Genomic DNA, 18908 nt, shown 5'->3' with positions numbered 1-18908 from the left:
CAGAAACAGTTAGGGTGTTCCGCAGGGTTACCGACCGGTCACGGTGGGCATCCCCCGCAAGACCACACGCACCCGCTGCGGTCGCAAGGACGAACTCGTAGGAGTAACGCACGTGCGTGAGGTTCTGTTGCTCTGTTGGCGCGACACCGGGCACCCGCAGGGCGGCGGAAGTGAGCGGTACCTCGAGCAAGTCGGAACCCAGCTCGCCGCGCGCGGAATCCAGGTGACGTTGCGGACGGCGTCGTATCCCGGTGCTCCCGCGTCCGAGAATCGCGACGGCATCACCATCAGCCGCTCCGGTGGACGCTTCAGCGTGTACCCGCGGGCACTGGCTGCGATTGCCGCCGGCCGACTCGGATTCGGTTCGCTCAAAGGCATTCGTCCCGACGCCGTCATCGACACGCAGAACGGGATCCCTTTCTTCTCGAAGATGGTGACCGGCGCACCTGTCACCCTGCTGGTTCATCACTGCCATCGCGAACAGTGGCCGGTGGCCGGCAAACTTGTCGGCCGGATCGGCTGGTGGGTGGAATCCCGGTTGTCCCCGCGGACGCATCGAAACAGTCAGTATCTGACCGTGTCACTGCCTTCGGCCGAAGAGTTGGCGGACCTGGGAGTGGATCGCGGTCGAATTGCCGTGGTGCGCAACGGGGCTGATCGACTTCCGGTGGGCGTCGACGCAGGTGGTTCGATCACCCGCGCCTCTCGCCCGACGATGTCGGTACTCTCGCGTCTGGTGCCGCACAAGCAGATCGAGGATGCTCTCGAAGCTGTTGCAGTACTTCGGCCTTCGGTTCCGGATATTCATCTCGACGTCATCGGCGGCGGCTGGTGGGAGCAGAACCTGCGTGATCGTGCTGCCGAGTTGGGTATCGACGACGCAGTGACGTTCTACGGACATGTCGACGAGGCGCGCAAGCATGAACTGTTGGGGCAGTCGTGGATTCACCTCATGCCTTCTCGCAAGGAAGGCTGGGGGCTGGCCGTCATCGAAGCTGCGCAGCATGGTGTGCCGACCATCGGATACCGCAGTTCCAAAGGTTTGACGGATTCGATCGTCGACGGTGTGACCGGCCTTCTGGTGGGCGGCGAAAGCGTCGGTGATGCGGACGTGGCCGAACTGACCGAGGCAGCCGGAATTCTATTGCGCGATCACGAACTTCGAACGGTTCTCGGCGAGAAAGCGCGGGTATGGTCCGGCGAGTTTTCTTGGGAGCAGACCGGAACCGGGGTGTTCGAAGTATTGACTGCCACGGCGGACGGGAAACGGGTCTCAGGTTTGGTGGCGCCGCGCGAGTCGAATTCTGTTCTTGTGCAATCCGACTGACAGCAGTGCAACTATCCCCATCAGAACCCAGGCCAGGTGGGCGATGATGACGGCGGCGCGAGAGATGCTCGAAGCTTGGTGCACGGCAATATCTCCGGGTACTCGATAAAGCGCGAGATCGTTGTCGGCGAATACCGTCTCCAGATCGCGGAGTGAAGACTCGTCGAATTGGCCTGGCGTATCCCGTTCCACCAATACCCATCCGCCGCCGAGTGCGGCCAATTCGGCGCTTCCGCCGCCGGAAAGCAAGAGATCCTCGACCTGGCCGGCGCGAGTTCCTTCTCCACCGACAGCTCCACCGGCGACTATCAGTTGTCCTGTTTGCAGGACGTCGAGGGGGAGGAAACGCGGCGCCGGATCGAGAACCGGGGCGTCTCCGCTGTATGTGAAGGCACGGAACATTCCGGCGGGAAGTACTGCTACATCACCGGATTCGCCTCTCAGCTGCTCGGATACTGTGGTCCAGGACTGCGGGTAGGTTACAGGTTTCAGTGCCCCGCCGACGCCCCAGATCAGATCGGGCAGTGCCAGGACAGTGACGACCACGGCAGCGATCGACCACGTCGGTCTGGGCAGGGGAAAGCGCTGTTGCGCCCACATCACGGCGGCAGCTGCGGACAAAGCGTAGAAGGGCGCCGCCAGAGCCACCCACTTCTGTGAGTCTCGGAGCAGGCCTGCGCCCGAAAAGGATTCGACAGACCAGCGGCCCACATCGAGGCCCCACGGCGTCGCGCCCAAAGCCGGAGCGAGCACGGCGGCGAGGGCCAGGAGTCCCAGGGCGGCAATAACCGGATTACGACGACGCCGCCACAGCGCGGGGATGCCGCTGAGCACCACGATCAGGAGCAGAACCGTCCCGACCACGGCGAAGAGCGTTGCGCGCGTAGCCGGAACCGCAGCCGAATTCCAGACGCCACCCAAACCGGCGAGACTGCCCAGTGTTCCGAGTCCGGGTTCCGCGCGGGCGGCAAACGCTGCCACCCCGGCAGGGTCGGAGCCGGCGCCGGCGCCGTCGGACAGAAGTGTTGCAGTCAGCCACGGCGAGGCGACAACCAGAAAGAGTGCGAATACCCCGCTCAGGCGTCGCAGGACCGGCGATTGCCCGCCGGGTGACCCAACCACCACCAAGGCCGTCGTCAATCCCAGGAGTGCGCCGGTAGGCGTCAGACCGGCAAACGCCAAAGCTGCTGCCAATGCCCACCAGGAACCGGGAATCCGGCGTCGTACCCCGATGCCGGCGCACACAATCCACGGCAACGCGCCGTAACCCGCCAGCAGGCTCCAATGTCCTTGCAACAGACGCTCGGCGACGTACGGGTTCCACAACATGACCGTCGACGCCACCAGTTGTGGTCCCAGTCCGGCGCTCGGCAGGAGTACCGCAACCATGCGCGCCGCGCCCCAACCTGCCAGCCAGAGTGCGGTGAACAACAGGGCTTTCACTACCAATCCGCCGTCGACGACTGTGCTCAGTGCCGCAATGAGAGCGTCTTGAGGCACCGCGCGTGCGGCTGCATCGGTGAGTCCGAGAGCGGAGTCCGTGAGGTACGACCGAGGGGTGCTGACGGCGTCGCGCAGCAGAAGGTAGCCGGAGCCGAACAGTGGCCCGAGGATCAACGCCGACAGTGCCAGGCTGTACACCGCCGCTACGAAGCTGTCGCGTTTCGGCTGCACTGTCATGACGCGCACGATACGTGGTGCATCATTGGTCGCATGGCGCGCCAACCCCTCGACCGTTCCGCTGCAGCAGGGGTCAGCATGGTGATGGCCGGTTCCATGACGGCGAATGTTGCTGCGTACCTGCTTGCGTGGTTGGCGAGTAGATGGTTGGGCCCCGCCGGGTACGGCGAATTCGCGAGTCTCCTGGCCGCGCAGTTGGTGCTGGCAGTCCCGGCCTTGGCGTTGCAGACAGTGGTCGCCCGTGAGGCCGTACGAGGTAAGAGCGTAGAAGCCTTGCGGTCGTTGGGTTATCGATGCGCGGCGATCGTTGCGGTCCTTGCTGTTGTTCTCACTCCCGCGATGGCCTGGCTTCTCGATACCGGAATTGTGGCAGCGTTTTCGGCTTTGGTGACAGCTCCGATGTTGGTGTTGCTGGCCACGGAACAGGGATTGTTGCAGGGGTGTGGCCGATTCGGTGCGCTCAGTGCCGTTCTTGCGGGCGCAGGAGTAATGAAAGTTGTTCCGGCAGTGTTAGTTCTGGCCTTCGGCGGCGCAGCCTCCGGGGCGCTGGTCGCGGGTGCGGCCGGAACAGCGTTGTTGGTGGCGGTAGTTCGGATTCTCGACCGGACCGTAGTCCAGAGTGAGCATCAGCCTGTCCGTATCGGTGTTGCGTCCGTGCTCGCGGCCTCGCAGGTCCAACTTGCCCTGATCGCGTTGTCGTCGCTGGACCTGCTGATCGTCCGCGTGGTCCTGAGCGAATACGACGCCGGTATCTACGCACTGGGCGCGGTGGCAACCAAGGCTGCGTTCTGGCTGCCTCAAGCGGTCGGGGTAGTTCTGTATCCGAAGATGGCGAATCCCGCGCAGTCGGCCCGCGCTGTGCGGACTGCGTTGGCCGTGCTCGTCGGAATCGGCGCAACTCTGGTGCTGGGCGCGGCAATCGCAGGCCCGTTGGTGCCGGTGCTCGTGGGCGACGATTACGCCCCCGTGGCGTCGATGCTGTGGGCCTTTGCCTTGCACGGCGCAGTGCTGGCGGTGTTGCAGTGCGCTCTGCTCGCGGCAATCGCGTCGGAACGCACGAGGGTTGCCGTACTGGCGTGGATCGGGCTAGTCGTCGAAGGCACGGTGATGCTGGTGTGGGCGGAGACGCCGGGCGAGTTGATCGGGACTGCGGTGGTAGTCGCGTCGGTGACAGCGGTTGCTGTGGCGACTGCAGCGGTGCGGAGTGCTGATCGTGCGAGTGTGAGCGCGAGCTAGCACCCTCTGCAACGAGTAGGCACCCCTTCCGACGTGCGGGAAGGGGTGCCTACTTCATACAACGGGTGCCAGCTTCACTGGCGAAACTCTCAGTCCTTGCGAAGATCCGGACGCGGGATCACCTGAGTGTCGTCGGCGGTCCAGTCGTGCTCGCCGGGAGCGGGGCTGGCGGGACGCTGTCCGCTCGGAGCCTGGCCGCCGCCGCCATGCGCCGGCGCCGGGGTTCCACCCTTGCCGCCGCGCACACCGAGGAAGATACCGGCGGCCAGTGCGATCAGGCCGAGGATGCCGGCGATGATCGGAACGGTACGACCGACGAGGTTGAGCAGATCCATACCGTCCTTGGCCTGCCCGATCTGGTACTCGATGGTTGCTTCGTCGAAGGGAAGCGTGACGTTCAGGACGTCGACGTCGACCGAGTTCTTGTTGCGGCCGTAGTACTGATGCAGCTGCTCCTGGCCCTTGACGATGACACCGGTCTTGGGCTCGACCCACAGGTCACGGACGTTGGTGTACCAACGCGTCATCGTGATGGGGGTTTCGCCACCCGGTACGCCCCAGGTGTCGGCAGGCAGCGTCAGCTTGTTCGTGGGGGAGTTGACGACCTTCGACAGATCGACAGGTTCGACCGTCTGCGTGAAGTGGTAGACCTTCATGCCGTTGATCTCGGTCTCTTCGACGAAGTCGATGTCCTGAGTCGCGCGAGCATTGAGATCGAAGTACGGGTAGGTCTTCTTCTCCGTGTTGAACGGGAACTTGTACTGCAATCCGTCGCGGGAGAGTTCCTGCGCCGGCTGACCGGGGTCGGTCTGAATGGTTCCGACCGGGTCGTTGGTCGGCATGGAGCTGACGCGATCGAGCGTGACGGTGTCGACGGATGCAGTCAAGAGTCCGCTGTCGCCCTGCTTGTCGGTGCGGATGACGGTCTGGCCGGCTTGGACCGTGATGACGTCGGCATCGGAGGGATCCTGCGTCGTGACGTAGCGCTGAGCGACGATCGGTACGTTCTTGTCGACCTGTGCCTTACCCGCGAGCAGTGACGCGGAGTTGAGGACGCTGCCGTTGCCCGTCGCGATGGTGGTCACCTCGAGGTCGAGCGGCGTCTTCTCCAACTTTCCCACCATGTAGGTAGGAATGAGGACGGCGATGGCCAAGAGGAAGGCTCCAAGGCCCACCAGAATGCAAGGAAGTATCCGGCTCGGCCCTGAGCGTTCCGCCATGCTGTGACTCCTACCCGTTAGTAGTTTTGAGGTTCGGGAACCTGCACGATATGAGCTGCGCAGGTCGTATGGGGTCACCGTAGACACCCTGTGTGGCAGAACACTAACAGTCCACCGGCCCGGTTTGTCGCATGAGGTCATGAATTGGCCTGGCATTTTCTTTGAAGTGCCTGGCGGTTTCGGACAATGAGCCTGGAGTGCACAATTATCCGTGATGATAAGTCCCGTGAAATCTTCTCGAACCGTCCCGCCGCAGGCCCGGGGCTTCATTCCCGCTTTGGACGGTATGCGAGGTTTGGCGGCACTCGGCGTTCTTGTCACTCACGTTGCATTCCAGACCGGCGAAGCACAATCCGGCGCGATCGGAAGAGCTTTCGGTCGGCTTGATCTTGCCGTGGCAGTGTTCTTTGCACTGTCCGGATTTCTGTTGTGGCGTCCGCATGCAGCTGCGGCCCGCGGAATCGGTCGACCACAAGAAACCGTGAAGTATTGGATATCGCGCGCGACACGTATTCTCCCCGCGTACTGGGTGGCAGTGACGCTCATACTTCTTTTCCTGCCCGGAGCCGGCGGCGGATACCAGGTGTGGCTCGCGAATCTCGGTCTGGTGCAAGTCTTCGTTCCTTTGACGCTCACCGAGGGACTCACCCAGATGTGGAGCCTCTCGGTGGAGGTGGCGTTCTATCTGTTGCTTCCTCTTTTGCGCTTTTGTTGGTGCGTCTTCGGGGAGGTGCGGCGCGGTGGCGGATTCCGTTGCTGCTGGGGGTGTCGGGGTTGGCGTTGACGTGGTCGTTCCTGCCGGTCCCTGCCCCCGATTTCATTCATCATGACAATTGGTTGCCGGGGTATCTGCCGTGGTTCGGGGTGGGGATGGTGTTGGCGGAATTGGCTGTCGGCCCGTCGACGTGGATGCACCGTCTCGCTCATCACCGGTTGCTGTTGGCGGGTGTGGCGCTCGTTGCGTTTGTTTTGTCGTGCACCGATCTGGCGGGGCCGGAGGGGCTGGTGCGTCCGGAGCCTTGGCAGTTCTCGATGAAGATCCTGCTTGGTGCGATCATCAGTTTTGCGCTGATCGCTCCGTTGGTGCTGCGGGATCTGGCGGAGCATCGTTTTCTGGCGGGCACGACGGCGTTGGCGATCGGCCGCTGGTCGTACGGAATTTTCATCTGGCATCTGGCGGTTCTCAACGCGGTGTTCCCGGTGTTCGGAATTGCGCCGTTCTCGGGCAGCTTCTTCTACGTTCTGGCGTTGACGTTCGTTCTGAGTGTGGCTGTGGCGTCGGCAAGTTACGCGCTGGTGGAGGAACCGGCGCGTATCTTCGTGACCCGTTGGGAAAAGCGTCGCCACATCGGTGAGTCGGCAAAGGGCAATGCGGCCAGTCCGGTCACGACCAACGCCACCAACATCGAGAACTGAATCAGGAACGAATCTCCGACGTATCCGCCGGGCGCCCGCCAGGGTCCGGTGGAAAGCATGGTGATGCTGACCATCGCGGCGACACCGGCAGTTCCGACCATGACGCGGGCGGTGCGAACGGGTCCGATCTTCCGCATCAACCCCAGAGCAATCGCGGAACAGACGACGACGATCGCCGCTCCGGTTCCACCGCCGATTACCGTGGATGCCGCCAAGACGCCTAGCCAGCCCGCAGAGACGCTATGCCAGGGCCGCGGCGGTGTCGGGGACTTCGGGGCGCGTCGAGTCGGGAGAAGCGCAGCCAGCATCAACGGAATCAGCAGTACCAACCCGCCGAAGATTCCGAGTCGGTACCAGCGGTCGCCGGGGAAATCGAGAGCGATGGTCCCGGAGGTACCGGCGGGCACGATCCAGCCCTGCTGCCAGCCGTTCACTACGACTGGTGCCAATTCGGAACCGTCCGGCGCGGTGGCGATCCAGCCGGTACTCGTGCTTTCCGGGTTGACGATCAATTGATCGGTGGCGGCATCGTCGACGATGAGTTCGCGGTGATTGGCCGTCCACGCCGAAGACACGAGCGCGCTGTTCTTCTGCGCTGTCAGAGGAGCAGAACCGACAGTGGTGAGGTCGAGGATGTCGACCGAGAATGCCGGTCCGGGTTCGACCAACACCTCCGGTTGGCCTGCGGGAAGGTCCGCAGATGCGTTTATCCCGCAGACCGTCGCCTCGATCGGCGCTCCGGTGCGGAGTTGCCCGGCCGTGGTGTCGATTGTTGTGGGGAACTGTTGTCCCGCAATCGTGATCGTCGGGCCGGTGCCGCAGGGCACGTTGATCTGCCGACCGTCGAGGGCGTTGTCGGATTGCACGCCGGAACCCGCAACAGCTGTGCCGTCGCTGCCGATCACGCCTACTTCTGCCAGGCCCGTCGGCTGCACCTGAGCGAAGCCCATTGCGTTCTGGTCGAGAACCGGATCCCAGTCCGCGATACTCAGAACGATCTTGTCGGTGACGAAGGGGGACAGTGACACTCGATTTCCATCGTCAAGTCTGCGCACCTGAGGCCCGTTTCCGAGATTTACGGCAACGCTGGTCGGCAACGACGGCAAGACGCCGAGACTGGGCGTGATGTCGAGGGCAGTGACCAGGGTCGGTTCCGGAAGCGTCAGGGTAAGAGTCGGTTTGGGGCCACCGGGCTCGGCGGTGCTCTGGGACGCGGACCAGGTGGTCCGTGGATCGCCGTCAACGGCGGCAAATGCTGATCCGCGGGTGTCGCCGATATCGCTCGAACCGGAGGCCGTGATTCGGCCGGGAACGCGTAGGAGCTCTTCCAATGCGTGGCCCTGGCGCGCTCGAACCGTCAGAGCGGCTGTGACAGAAGTATTTTCGGGGACGCTCAGGGTGCGGCTGAAACGGCTCGGTTCCTCGGGGATCGCCATGAATGCGTTGCTGCATCGCACTCGTTCAGTGGTGTTCGCGCAGGAATTTCGGCCCGGGAATTCCTGGGTCAGATTCCAGGAAGATACGGAAGAGTTGTTCGGTGTCGCCGGTAGAACGGTGTCGAAGCGAATGGGAACCGGCTTCGGCGCACTGCGATCGGCGAAGTCTTCGACGATGAGCTCGCTGATACCGAACTGCGTTCCGACCGAGCCATTTTCGGTATGCGTTGCCGTCACCCGGAGCCACGGCGTGGTACCGACCGGGATGGAGACGGTAACGGGCTCGCCTGGCCGATCGACCTTGACCGCGGTGCTTCCGTTCGGTGTGGACACCTCGAGCCATTTGACGGGTGCCCCGATTGCGGCGGCGCTGGTAGTCAGATGGAGCAGGCCACTCGAAATGGGAGTGTCGAAGTCGATCTGCAACCACTGTCCGAGGGCACGTTCGATTCCGTTGCTGAACCAGCCGGTACCCGGATCGCCGTCGACCGTCGCGGCGGGACTGCTCGACGGCGACGTCCCGCCCAGTTGGGTGGCGTCGGACGCCGAGCTCGAGACCGTGATCGACGCGCCGCTCCACTGCCCTTCTACCAGCGACGGCCCTTCTCCCAGTGGGGTATCGGTGACGGGGTAGTCGGGAACCAGGTTGTACGTGCGTCGTTGACTCTCGGGAGTCCTCAGCGCGGAGCTGTGATTGTCCACCTGACCGAAATCGGTTTCGCGATCACGAGGAGTGTCGGTCACGGTGACAGTATTGAGGGGCAAGCCTGCGGCTGCTGTATCGACCGGCAATCCGGCAGCGGCTGCATCGGCGGCGAATACGACGGGGCCGGTGCCGGGAACCAATCCGCTTTCATGCAGGCGTTGAACGGCTTCCGGTCCACCTTGGATGCGCGGGACAGTGGTGAGGTCTACCGCATACGGGCCGCTGACAGCGTCACTGCCATCGGGTGGGGTGACCTGGAAGATCTCGATCGGCGAGTAGCCGGGGCGCAGATCGCTGTCGGCGACAAGGCCTTCGATCGGCTTCGGTGAGGCGTCGTCGCCGAATTCGGCGACCTTGTTGATTCCGGGGGAGCCTTCGACCGCCTGATGGACCAGGATCGGCCGGGCGGAGCGAGAGGTGTCGCCGTCCAAATCGTTGCGCATGACGAGGAAGTGAATGCCTTGGCCGAGAAGCGTTTGCGCGAGTCCGTCGGAAGGACGGCCGTCGGCGATCAGGCGCTGCACGGAGTCGAGGGCACGAATCGCGCCGGGCGGGGTCAACGGGACCGAGTCGCGGACAGCCCACGGCGTCGTCGCCAGCGCTTGAAGGGGTTCGTCGCGGGTCAGTCCCCACACCTGGCTGCCGAAGGGCGCTCCCGGCACTATCAGGGCGCGTTCGGCTTCGGAGCCGGGAGAGGTGTTGTCTTCCAGCCATTGTGCGGCTTCGTTCCAATACGACGGCACCTCGGGGTATGCGCCGCGGGGTGCCAGTTTGCCGGTCCACGCCAAGGCCGTCGAGAGAGTGAGCGCGACCAGGATCAGGGAGGTCAACGCAACCATCGGTTCGCGTTCGGGGTGAATGAAAGCGCGTCGCCAACGCGCAGTCGGAACAGAGCCCGGCAGCGGGACTTTCGCCAGCAGATGGGCGAGTCCGAGTACCAGCGGCAAGCGGACCAGCGGCTCGAGCTTGTGGACATTGCGCAGGGGTGCACCAGCGGAGTCGAGGAACAGACGAACCTGATCGGAGATCGGCGAACTGAGCTCACCGACGTACCCGGCAGCCAATCCGGTGATGCCGACAAAGAGGATGAGCGTCAATCGTCCGCGGGCAGGCATGGAACGCATGGCGAGTCCGGCGAGTCCGGCCGCCGCAACCAAGCCTGTCGCGACCACGGCTGCTGGTTGAGTGACGAGAACAGCTCCGGCAATACGTTCCGGCGATACGAACGGTGTCCAACTATCGGTGCCCCGGAGGATTTCAGCCAGCGACGTCCACTGCGTCGTGACGCCGGCAGATTCGATGTAGTCGAGGAACGGTGGGCTGACCTTGCCGAGGAGGAGCAGCGGAACGATCCACCAGAGCGTGCCGAGAGCGACGAACAGTGCCCACCATGCGGTGAACGTCAGCCACGCGCGGTTCGGTTTGTACGAGAGCCACCAGATAACAGCGACGAGGCAGGCGGCGGCGGTAGCGACCGCGTTGATCGAGCCCATGAGGGCAACGGCAAGGCCGGATTGTGCGGCCAATTTCCAATAGGGCCTTCGGCCCTGTGCGCCTTTTTGGTAGTCGGCGCTACCAGAAAGGCGCACAGGGCGGAACGCCACAATTACCGGCAGCAACACCCACGGCGCCAACATCATCGGCAAGGTTTCCGACGAAATCGAGCCGAGAGTCGTGAGTACGCGAGGGGACAGGACAAACGCCACTGCCGCGATAAGACGAGAACTCCGGCTACCGACACCCAGTGCTTCGGCGACGCGGATGATGCCCCAGAATCCGGCGATCAGCAGTAATGCCCACCAGATGCGCTGCGTCATCCAGGGCGGAATGTGTGCAAGTTCGCCCAACGCAAAGAAAGGGCCGTGCGGGAAGAAGTACCCGTAGGCCTGGTTCTGAACTTGGCCAAGTGGAGCCTGACTACTCCACTGATGTGAAGCACGTTCGAGGAAGCCGAACGGATTTTGTGTCAGGTCGTACTTGGTGTCGGCTGTGATCAGCCCGGGTGCCTGAAGAAAGGTGAGAAGAAACGCTACAACGGAGGCGCCGAACAGCCACCGCTTGGACAGAGGCTCCGCCGACGGCACTGCGTCGGCGGAAGAACGGGAACTCGCGAGGCTTGCGCTCTCAGCGGCTGCCGTACTCAACCTGGTTCAGGATGGAAGAATTTGCGTTTCCGCTGCGGTCGATCTCGGGACGAGTGTTGTCCGAAGCTGCGGCCGTTGCGCCGAATATGGCGGCGGCACCCAGAACGACGCCGGCGACAGCGCTAACCACGCCGGGGACAAGGAACTTCGTCATCGCGGATCTCCCAATAGGTCGTGGGTCGGTCGGCCGGAACTTACCGGTCCGTACGAACTGTTCGGGTCAAGGTATCACCCGTTCTCGAGAATTCGGACGATTGGCCCCAGTACGTGTGGATTAGTTTGTTTTTCGAACACCAAGCGCGGTGAGTAGAGTCCGCAATTTCGTGGTTGTCTCGTCCAATTCGTCCTGGGGGTCCGATTCGGCGACGATTCCGCCGCCCGCGCTAGCCCAGGCAGTGAGCCCGTCGGCACTGATCTCGGCGCAGCGAATCGCAACCACCCAATCGCCGTCGCCGTCGCCGTCGCACCATCCGACGGCGCCGCCGTAGAACCGTCTCGGCTCTTCGATGTCCCGGATGACGTCCAAGGCAGCATCGGTGGGCGTTCCGCAGAGCGCGGGTGTCGGATGGAGGGCTATCGCAAGGCCGAGTGCGGAGGTGGTGGGGTCCCTCAGAATGCCGCGAATCGGGCTGGCAAGGTGCCAGACCTCATGGGTGCTGGTCAGCTCGGGCGTCGTCGGCACCGAAAGGTCGGAGCACAGCGGTTCCAGAATTTCCCGAATCCAAGCAGTGACAAACGCATGCTCGGCCAGGTTCTTCGTGGAATGCAGAAGGCTTGTGCCGGCGTCGCGATCAGACTCGGGTGACGTGCCTCTCCGCGCAGTCCCAGCGAGGGGGCGGCATGTCACGACCGTTCCCCGCCGACTCACCAACACTTCGGGGGTGGCGCCCACCAGGCTGTGTCCCACGAAACCGGCTCCCGCGGCGCTGAGATCAACGGAGAAAGTGGTGGCGGCGGGATTGAGCGCAGCCATCCGGGCAGCGAGTGCTGTTGGAGAGATGGGAGATTCGGCAAGAAGTTCGACGGTCCGGGCCGAGACCACCTTGTCGAGTTCACGGTTGCGTAGGCGATCGATCAGTTTTTCCACCCGCAGCAGATGCTCCGCCGACGACGGGATTTCGCGAACCGCCCGCGTGACCGGCAAGTCGCCGACGGTTTCCGGACTCCACGGACCGTTGGTGACGGTGGCGTGGGCAGGTTCGTACAGAGCCGTCGGCGCCGACGGGTCGAAGGGCAGTGCCCCGACGATCAGACGCGCAGAACCGTCCGACAACGCGTCGGCCGCTGCGCGTGCGCAGTCGAAGCTGCGTCGTACGCCGCGAGTGAGCACACTGTGATCGGGCCGAGAGAGAACAAAACCGTCCATGGTGGCTAACACATTAGTCGGCTACCCGGGCGGGTCACTTACCTGGAGGGACGATCAACACCGGTCGATGACTGTGACGCAGAACATGATCCGCGACGCTGCTCTGCAATAACGAGCGCAAACCGGTGGTGCCGCGTGTGCCCGTGACGATGATGTCGACATCCAACTCGTCAGCAGTTTCGACGATCGCCGACCAAATGGCCGACGTGCATTCGGCGCTACGACCTTCCACAGTTAAACCGGCGGCCTCAGCCAACGCGACGCCCTCGGCCAGCGTGCTCTTGGCATCGGTGTACGCGATGTCCTCGACGTCGTCGTCCGGTATCCACTCGGGTTGCATCACGCCCGAGAGGCCGGACATCCGGGCAGCTTGGCGAACCATCGGCTCCCACGCGGTGACAAGAATTGCGCGATTAGCGGCAAGAAAACGCCCCGCGTAGGTGATAGCGCGTCGAGCGTTGTCGGAACCGTCGTACGCGATGAGCATCAATCCTTGTGGCATCACGACCTCCTCGTTGGCGGGGAATCGGTTCACGTCCAGGCTACCGTCCCAAGGCGCCCGTGAGGGAGTGTAAGGGCATCGGGTCCGTTACGGTCGGAGTATGCGGATCAAGTTTGCAAAAACGGCGACCACCCTTGCGCTCTGCGGAGGGTTGGTAGCGGGATGCTCGACCGACGGCGGGGACGTCGCAGCGCCCGAGACGTCGACATCCTCGACCCTGGCGACCACTACATCCGAGATGGCGTCGGCGCCGGTGGCTTCCAGTACGGTGCCGGCACCGGCCACGTGCGGCAGCGATCTTCTCGCGTCCTTGTCGCTGCGGCAGAAGCTTGCGCAACTTCTCAACGTCGGAGTCACCGGAACCGCCGACGCCCGGGCGATCGTGGACAGCGAGCAGATCGGCGGCATCTTCGTCGGCAGTTGGACCGATCAGTCGATGTTGACCAACCATGAAGTACCGCAAGTAACTTCGGCGTCGAATCTGCCGTTGATGGTCACGATCGACGAGGAGGGTGGACGCGTTTCTCGGGTCGCGGGCATCCTCGGACCCGATCCGTCGGCACGGGAAACTGCCGAGACGATGACGGTGGAACAGACGTACCAAATGGCGCTCGAGCGTGGTCGCGGACTGAAGGACCTGGGAATCACGGTCAATTACGCACCTGACGTCGACGTGAGTTCTCAGCCCGCCGATTCGGTGATCGGCGATCGTTCGTACTCGGATGATCCCGAGGTCGTTGTCGCTTATGCCGGCGCCTACGCGCAGGGAATGCGTGATGCCGGCATTTTCCCGGTGATCAAACACTTCCCGGGCCACGGCAGTGCATCCGGAGATTCGCACACCGGCGCGGTCACGACGCCGCCAATCGAGAATCTCATCGCGTCGGATCTCATTCCCTTTCGTGAGTTGGCGAACACCGGCGTCGGCGTGATGATGGGCCATCTGGAGGTTCCGGGTCTGACCGAACCGGGCGTCCCGGCCAGTATCAGCCCGTCGGCGGTTGCGTTCTTGCGTGCCGGAACCGGTTACGGCGCAGCACCGTTCACGGGACCGGTCTTCACCGATGACCTCAGTGGCATGCAGGCCATCACCGACCGATACGATATTGCCGACGCCGTGCAGGCCGCACTGGTGGCAGGCGTGGACCAGGCTTTGTGGCTGACAACCAAGGACGTGCCGCGGGTGCTCGATCATCTCGAAGAGGCTGTTGCGTCAGGCGCTCTGCCGCAGTCTCGTGTTGACCAGGCCGTGGTGACTGTGGCGCAGACCAAGGGCGCAATCACCTGCTGAGTCGACGGTATATCTTACCGTAGAGTAAGATCGAAATTTACCCCTGTGGTTGGAGGAAGCATGGCCGGCGGCACAAAGCGACTGCCACGCGCGGTGCGTGAGCAGCAGATGCTCGACGCGGCCGTGGACGTGTTCTCGGACAGGGGATTCCACGAAACCTCGATGGATGCCATTGCAGCCAAAGCTGAGATCTCGAAGCCGATGCTGTACCTGTACTACGGCTCCAAAGAAGAACTCTTTGCCGCATGCATCCACCGTGAGGGTCTGCGCTTTCTCGAGGCACTTGCCCCGGCCGGTGCACCCAATCTGACACCGCGTGAGCAACTGCGCGCTGCCCTCGAAGGGTTCCTCGGATTCGTGGGGGCCAACCGAAAGTCGTGGATGGTGCTCTACCGTCAGGCCGTCGGGCAGCAGGCTTTTGCGGGAACCGTGCAGTCCAGTCGCGACAGGTTGATCGAACTGACCGCGCATCTGCTCGAGTCCAGCACCAAGGATCCGGATGCTGCCCACGACTACGGGATCATCGCAATTGCACTCGTCGGGGCCGGTGAGGCTGTTGCCGACCGTGTTGCCGGCGGCGAAATCGAAGTGGACGAGGCGGCGGATCTGCTCGAGTCCCTGGCGTGGCGCGGTCTGTCGGGCAAGAAAAAGCCCGAATAGTCCCACCCCCTCTCCCGGGTGAACGTATCGCTCCCCTTGTTGGATAAGGGAAGCGATACGTTCACGCGGTCCAGAGTGGGGGGAAACCAGCTCAGCGCAGCGTCGCAGTGACGTGCGGGTAGCCCTTCTTCGGGTGGCGCAGAGCCAAATCCCAACCGCCGTCGACGCGATCTGCGTAGGCGTTCAGTGTTGCCGGCAAGAGAATTGGCTTGCCGAAGCGCACGCTGTACGTGACCTTGTCGGCAATGGAACCTTCCACTGTCCGCAAGAGTGCTGCGGCGCTCCACATTCCGTGAGCGATGGTCTTCGGAAATCCGAAAGCCTTGGCACCCAAGGATGAAACGTGGATGGGATTGCGGTCGCCGGAGACGGCGGCGTATTTGCTGATCATGGTCTGGTCGACGCGGATGGTGCTCATCGGCATCGGTGGAACCTCGTCGGCCTTGGGTTCAGGCCGAACCTCACCCGACAGTGAGGTCTTCTGCTGGTTGAGGAACGACGACGTCTGTCGCCACACCAGCTCGCGCCCCACCCGAATTTCGGTGACGACGTCGATCAGCAGGCCCTTGCGATGCTCGCGCAGATTCTCGGCGTGAACCGAGAGATCCAGCGGTTCGCTGACCGAGATGGGGCGCAATGATTCGATGACGTTCTCGGCGTGCACGGAACCGACTGCGGGGAAGGGAAATTCCTTCGAGACCATCAGCTTCATCACGGTCGGGAATGCCAACGTGAACGGGTAGGTGATCGGCAGGGTATCGCCGAATCGGAGGCCCGTGACACGGCAGTACGCAGCCAGGTTGTCGGTGTCTACCTTCAGCCCGGTGAGGGTGTAGACGGTCGACGGTACCGAGCGTGAACCGGATTTGTTCCACGGCATCAGTCCCAGTACAGCTCGGGAGTAGATGTCGGCGGTCTTGGGCTGCTCGGTCAGGGCAACGGTTTTGGTTGCCATCATGCGCCCAGGAGGCTCTGGCCGCAGACGCGAACTACCTGCGCCGTAACAGCATTGGATGCGGGGCTGGCGAAGTAGGCGACGGTCTCGGCGACGTCGACGGTCTGGCCGCCCTGCAGGAGGGAGCTCATGCGGCGACCGGCTTCGCGGGTGGCGAAGGGGATGGCTGCAGTCATGGCGGTTTCGATGAAGCCCGGTGCGACGGCATTGATGGTGATGTTCTTCTTTGCCAGGACAGGGGCTTCGGCGTGGACGAGGCCGATGACGCCGGCCTTGGAGGTGCCGTAGTTCGTCTGGCCGCGGTTGCCCGCGATGCCGGCGATGGAGGACACGTCGACGACGCGGCCACCCTCCTTGAGGGCGCCCTTCTCGACGAGGTGTTCGGTGATCTTCTGCGGTGCAAGGAGATTGACGTTCATGACCATGTTCCAGCGGCCCTCGTCCATGTTGGCGAGAGTCTTGTCGCGGGTGATGCCGGCGTTGTGGACGATGATGTCTGCTCCGCCGTGACGCTCGAGCAGATGGGCAGCGAGAACCTCGGCTGCGTCGGCTGCAGTGACGTCGAGAGCCAGTGACGTGCCGCCGACTTTGTTGGCGGTAGCCGAAAGTTCTGCTCCCGCAGAGGGAATGTCGGCGCAGATCACATGTGCGCCGTCGCGGGCCAGAACCTCGGCGATGGTGGCGCCGATGCCGCGGGCTGCTCCGGTGACAACGGCGACCTTGCCGTCGAGGGGCTTGTCCCAGTTGGCCGGTGCTACGGAATCTTGCGCTCCGACGACGATGACCTGGCCGTCGACAAATGCCGACTTGGCCGAAAGAAGAAAGCGCAGAGTCGATTCGACGCCCGAGAGGCCGGTGGATGCATTGGCCGAGACGTAGACGAGCTGAGCAGTGGAGCCGCGCTTGATCTCCTTGCCGACGCTGCGGGTGAATCCTTCGAGAGCGCGCTGCGCAACATGCTCGTCGACGCTGGACGTCTCTTCGGGCGTCGTGCCGAGGACGACGACGCGAGCGGACGGTGCGAGGTTGCGGATCACGGGCTGGAAGAACTCGAACAGCTGCTCGAGTTCGGTGACCTGTGTGATTCCGGTGGCGTCGAATACCAGTCCGCCGAAGCTGGTGTCATGTGCCTGTGCGGCGGGGTAGTCGGAGAGCAGGACACGCAACGGTTCTGCGAGCCGGCCGTTGCCGCCGATGAGGATCGGTCCGGCGAGCGGGGGTTCGCCGGCCTTGTAACGGCGCAGGTTCTCGGGCCTGGGAAGGCCGGCCTTCGACGCGATGAACGCGCCGGGGGCGGACGAGAGGAACTGTGAATAGAGGTCGGGAGCTCCCTTGCTGGCTGCCACGGTCCTACCTTCTGTTGTGTTTCGGCATGTCGGGCACCGGGCGTTCGAATTGAACGCGGCGATAGACAAGTAACTTACTACTGAGTAAGAATAGTCTTCAACAGGTAATCGCACCATCCTTGGAGACGCAAGTGACCAGCAAAGCCCGTTCAAACGCAAAGCCCCGCGCGACTGGCGCCACAACCGCCGCGCCTTCCACCGCCGCTGCCAAGTCTGCAGGTCAGCGCCGCCGCGTCGCCATCGTCGGTGGCAATCGCATTCCTTTTGCCCGCTCGGACAGGGCATACGCGCAGGCGTCCAACCAAGACATGTTCACCGCTACGCTCGACGGCCTGGTGAGTCGCTTCAACTTGCAGGACGAGCAGCTCGGCCTGGTCGTCGGTGGCGCCGTTCTCAAGCACAGTCGTGATTTCAATCTCATCCGCGAGTCGGTTCTCGGTAGCGCACTGAGCCCGTACACGCCGGCCTACGACCTCCAGCAGGCCTGTGGAACCGGCTTGCAGTCGATCATCGCTGTCAGCGACGCCATTTCGGCGGGCCGCATCGATTCCGGTATCGGCGGCGGTACGGACACCACGTCGGACGCCCCCATCGGCGTCAACGACCAGGCTCGTGAGTTCCTGCTCTCCCTCAACCGTGCAAAGTCGACGGGCGATCGCATCAAGCTCCTCGGCAACGTCCGCGCGGGCATGCTCGGCCTCGAGATTCCGCGCAACGGCGAGCCTCGCACCGGCAAGTCGATGGGCGATCACGCTGCCATCACCGCCAAGGAATTCGGCGTCAAGCGCGAGGACCAGGACGAAATGGCCGCCGCCAGCCACAAGAACATGGCTGCCGCCTACGACCGCGGATTCTTCGACGACCTCGTCACGCCGTTCCTCGGTCTGACCCGCGACGACAACTTGCGTCCCGGTTCCACGGTGGAGAAGCTCTCCACCCTCAAGCCGGTATTCGGCACCAAGCTCGGCGACGCCACCATGACGGCCGGCAACTCGACGCCGCTCACCGACGGTGCGTCGGCGGTACTGCTCTCGACGGACGAGTGGGCTGCGGAACGCAATCTTCCGGTCCTCGCTCACCTGGTCGATTCCGAGACCGCAGCCGTCGATTACGTCCACGGCAAGGACGGTCTGTTGATGGCCCCGACGTACGCGATCCCGCGTTTGCTGGCACGCAACGGGCTCACGCTGCAGGACTTCGATTACTACGAGATTCACGAAGCATTTGCATCGGTTGTTCTCGCGACGTTGCAGGCCTTCGAGTCGGACGAGTACTGCAAGGAGCGTCTGGGTCTCGACGGCGCTCTCGGTTCGATCGATCGCAGCAAACTCAACGTCAACGGTTCGTCGTTGGCTGCAGGTCATCCGTTTGCTGCGACGGGTGGACGCATTGTGGCGTCACTCGCAAAGATGCTCGCGGAGAAGGGTTCAGGCCGCGGCCTTATCTCGATCTGCGCAGCCGGCGGACAGGGTGTCACCGCGATCATCGAGCGGTAAGGCTTGGGCGTTGAAAACTGTGCTCACCTGCAGTGATCATCGCCATTGGAGGAGATTTCGAGGATCCGGCGGCGAGGGGTGGTCGGATCCTCGAAATCTTTCACAAATATTTTTTGCCGCGGGTGTA

Annotated in this window: 13 protein-coding genes and 1 pseudogene; 6 read left to right on the top strand and 8 right to left on the bottom strand. The window is 63.3% G+C overall.

Annotated features, from left to right (window positions below):
* Positions 1–112 precede the first annotated feature (112 nt).
* Positions 113–1327, top strand: coding sequence for a glycosyltransferase family 4 protein (locus tag BDB13_RS00290; protein WP_094274559.1), 1215 nt, complete (start codon positions 113–115; stop codon positions 1325–1327).
* Here BDB13_RS00290 and BDB13_RS00285 read toward each other — a convergent pair.
* Positions 1274–3007, bottom strand: a complete 1734-nt coding sequence (locus BDB13_RS00285) for a hypothetical protein (RefSeq protein ID WP_094269887.1) — start codon at positions 3005–3007, stop codon at positions 1274–1276. The genes BDB13_RS00290 and BDB13_RS00285 overlap by 54 nt on opposite strands.
* A 33-nt stretch (positions 3008–3040) precedes the next feature.
* Here BDB13_RS00285 and BDB13_RS00280 point away from each other — a divergent pair, with 33 nt between their 5' ends.
* Positions 3041–4243 carry a lipopolysaccharide biosynthesis protein gene (locus tag BDB13_RS00280; RefSeq protein ID WP_094269886.1) on the top strand — a complete coding sequence of 401 codons (1203 nt, stop codon included), beginning with the start codon at positions 3041–3043 and terminating at the stop codon, positions 4241–4243.
* An 89-nt stretch (positions 4244–4332) separates the two neighbouring features.
* On the opposite strand, the gene BDB13_RS00275 is transcribed toward BDB13_RS00280, so the two are convergent.
* Positions 4333–5463: a DUF3068 domain-containing protein gene (locus BDB13_RS00275; RefSeq protein WP_094269885.1), complete on the bottom strand. Its 1131-nt coding sequence runs from the start codon at positions 5461–5463 to the stop codon at positions 4333–4335.
* A gap of 214 nt (positions 5464–5677) precedes the next feature.
* Here BDB13_RS00275 and BDB13_RS00270 point away from each other — a divergent pair.
* Positions 5678–6864, top strand: a pseudogene (locus tag BDB13_RS00270) (acyltransferase family protein); the annotation flags it as partial.
* On the opposite strand, the gene BDB13_RS00265 reads toward BDB13_RS00270, so the two are convergent.
* The 4 genes from BDB13_RS00265 to BDB13_RS00250 form a co-directional block, all read right to left on the bottom strand.
* On the bottom strand, positions 6750–11105 hold the full coding sequence (locus BDB13_RS00265; protein WP_254922983.1) for an alpha-(1->3)-arabinofuranosyltransferase: 4356 nt from the start codon (positions 11103–11105) through the stop codon (positions 6750–6752). The pseudogene BDB13_RS00270 and the gene BDB13_RS00265 sit on opposite strands and share 115 nt — an antisense overlap.
* 40 nt (positions 11106–11145) lie before the next feature.
* Positions 11146–11319 carry a DUF2613 domain-containing protein gene (locus tag BDB13_RS00260; protein ID WP_094269883.1) on the bottom strand — a complete coding sequence of 58 codons (174 nt, stop codon included), beginning with the start codon at positions 11317–11319 and terminating at the stop codon, positions 11146–11148.
* Positions 11320–11439: 120 nt separating this feature from the next.
* Positions 11440–12531 (bottom strand): isochorismate synthase, encoded by a 1092-nt coding sequence (locus BDB13_RS00255; protein WP_094269882.1) that lies wholly within the window; start codon positions 12529–12531, stop codon positions 11440–11442.
* 34 nt (positions 12532–12565) lie between these two features.
* Entirely contained in the window at positions 12566–13033 is a 468-nt protein-coding gene (locus tag BDB13_RS00250; protein WP_094274558.1) for a universal stress protein, read from the bottom strand.
* A gap of 100 nt (positions 13034–13133) precedes the next feature.
* Between BDB13_RS00250 and BDB13_RS00245 the strand changes: the two genes are divergently transcribed.
* Positions 13134–14324, top strand: a complete 1191-nt coding sequence (locus tag BDB13_RS00245) for a glycoside hydrolase family 3 N-terminal domain-containing protein (RefSeq protein WP_094269881.1) — start codon at positions 13134–13136, stop codon at positions 14322–14324.
* Between the two features lie 60 nt (positions 14325–14384).
* A complete protein-coding gene (locus tag BDB13_RS00240) occupies positions 14385–14984 on the top strand; it encodes a TetR/AcrR family transcriptional regulator (RefSeq protein WP_094269880.1) in 600 nt (199 codons plus the stop codon).
* Between the two features lie 91 nt (positions 14985–15075).
* Here the strand turns inward: BDB13_RS00240 and BDB13_RS00235 are convergent, their stop codons facing one another.
* Both BDB13_RS00235 and BDB13_RS00230 read right to left on the bottom strand, forming a co-directional pair.
* Positions 15076–15939, bottom strand: a complete 864-nt coding sequence (locus BDB13_RS00235) for a MaoC/PaaZ C-terminal domain-containing protein (RefSeq protein ID WP_176459684.1) — start codon at positions 15937–15939, stop codon at positions 15076–15078.
* Positions 15939–17285 carry a 3-oxoacyl-ACP reductase gene (locus tag BDB13_RS00230; protein ID WP_094269878.1) on the bottom strand — a complete coding sequence of 449 codons (1347 nt, stop codon included), beginning with the start codon at positions 17283–17285 and terminating at the stop codon, positions 15939–15941. Before BDB13_RS00230 ends, BDB13_RS00235 begins: the two co-directional genes overlap by 1 nt.
* 131 nt (positions 17286–17416) lie before the next feature.
* Here BDB13_RS00230 and BDB13_RS00225 point away from each other — a divergent pair, with 131 nt between their 5' ends.
* Positions 17417–18781: an acetyl-CoA C-acetyltransferase gene (locus BDB13_RS00225; RefSeq protein WP_094269877.1), complete on the top strand. Its 1365-nt coding sequence runs from the start codon at positions 17417–17419 to the stop codon at positions 18779–18781.
* The last annotated feature ends 127 nt before the right edge of the window (positions 18782–18908 follow it).

The sequence above is a fragment of the Rhodococcus sp. OK302 genome, from assembly GCF_002245895.1.
Classification (GTDB): domain Bacteria; phylum Actinomycetota; class Actinomycetes; order Mycobacteriales; family Mycobacteriaceae; genus Rhodococcus_F.
Note: the sequence above shows the minus strand (reverse complement) of the source record. Positions and strands in the feature narration are given on the sequence as shown.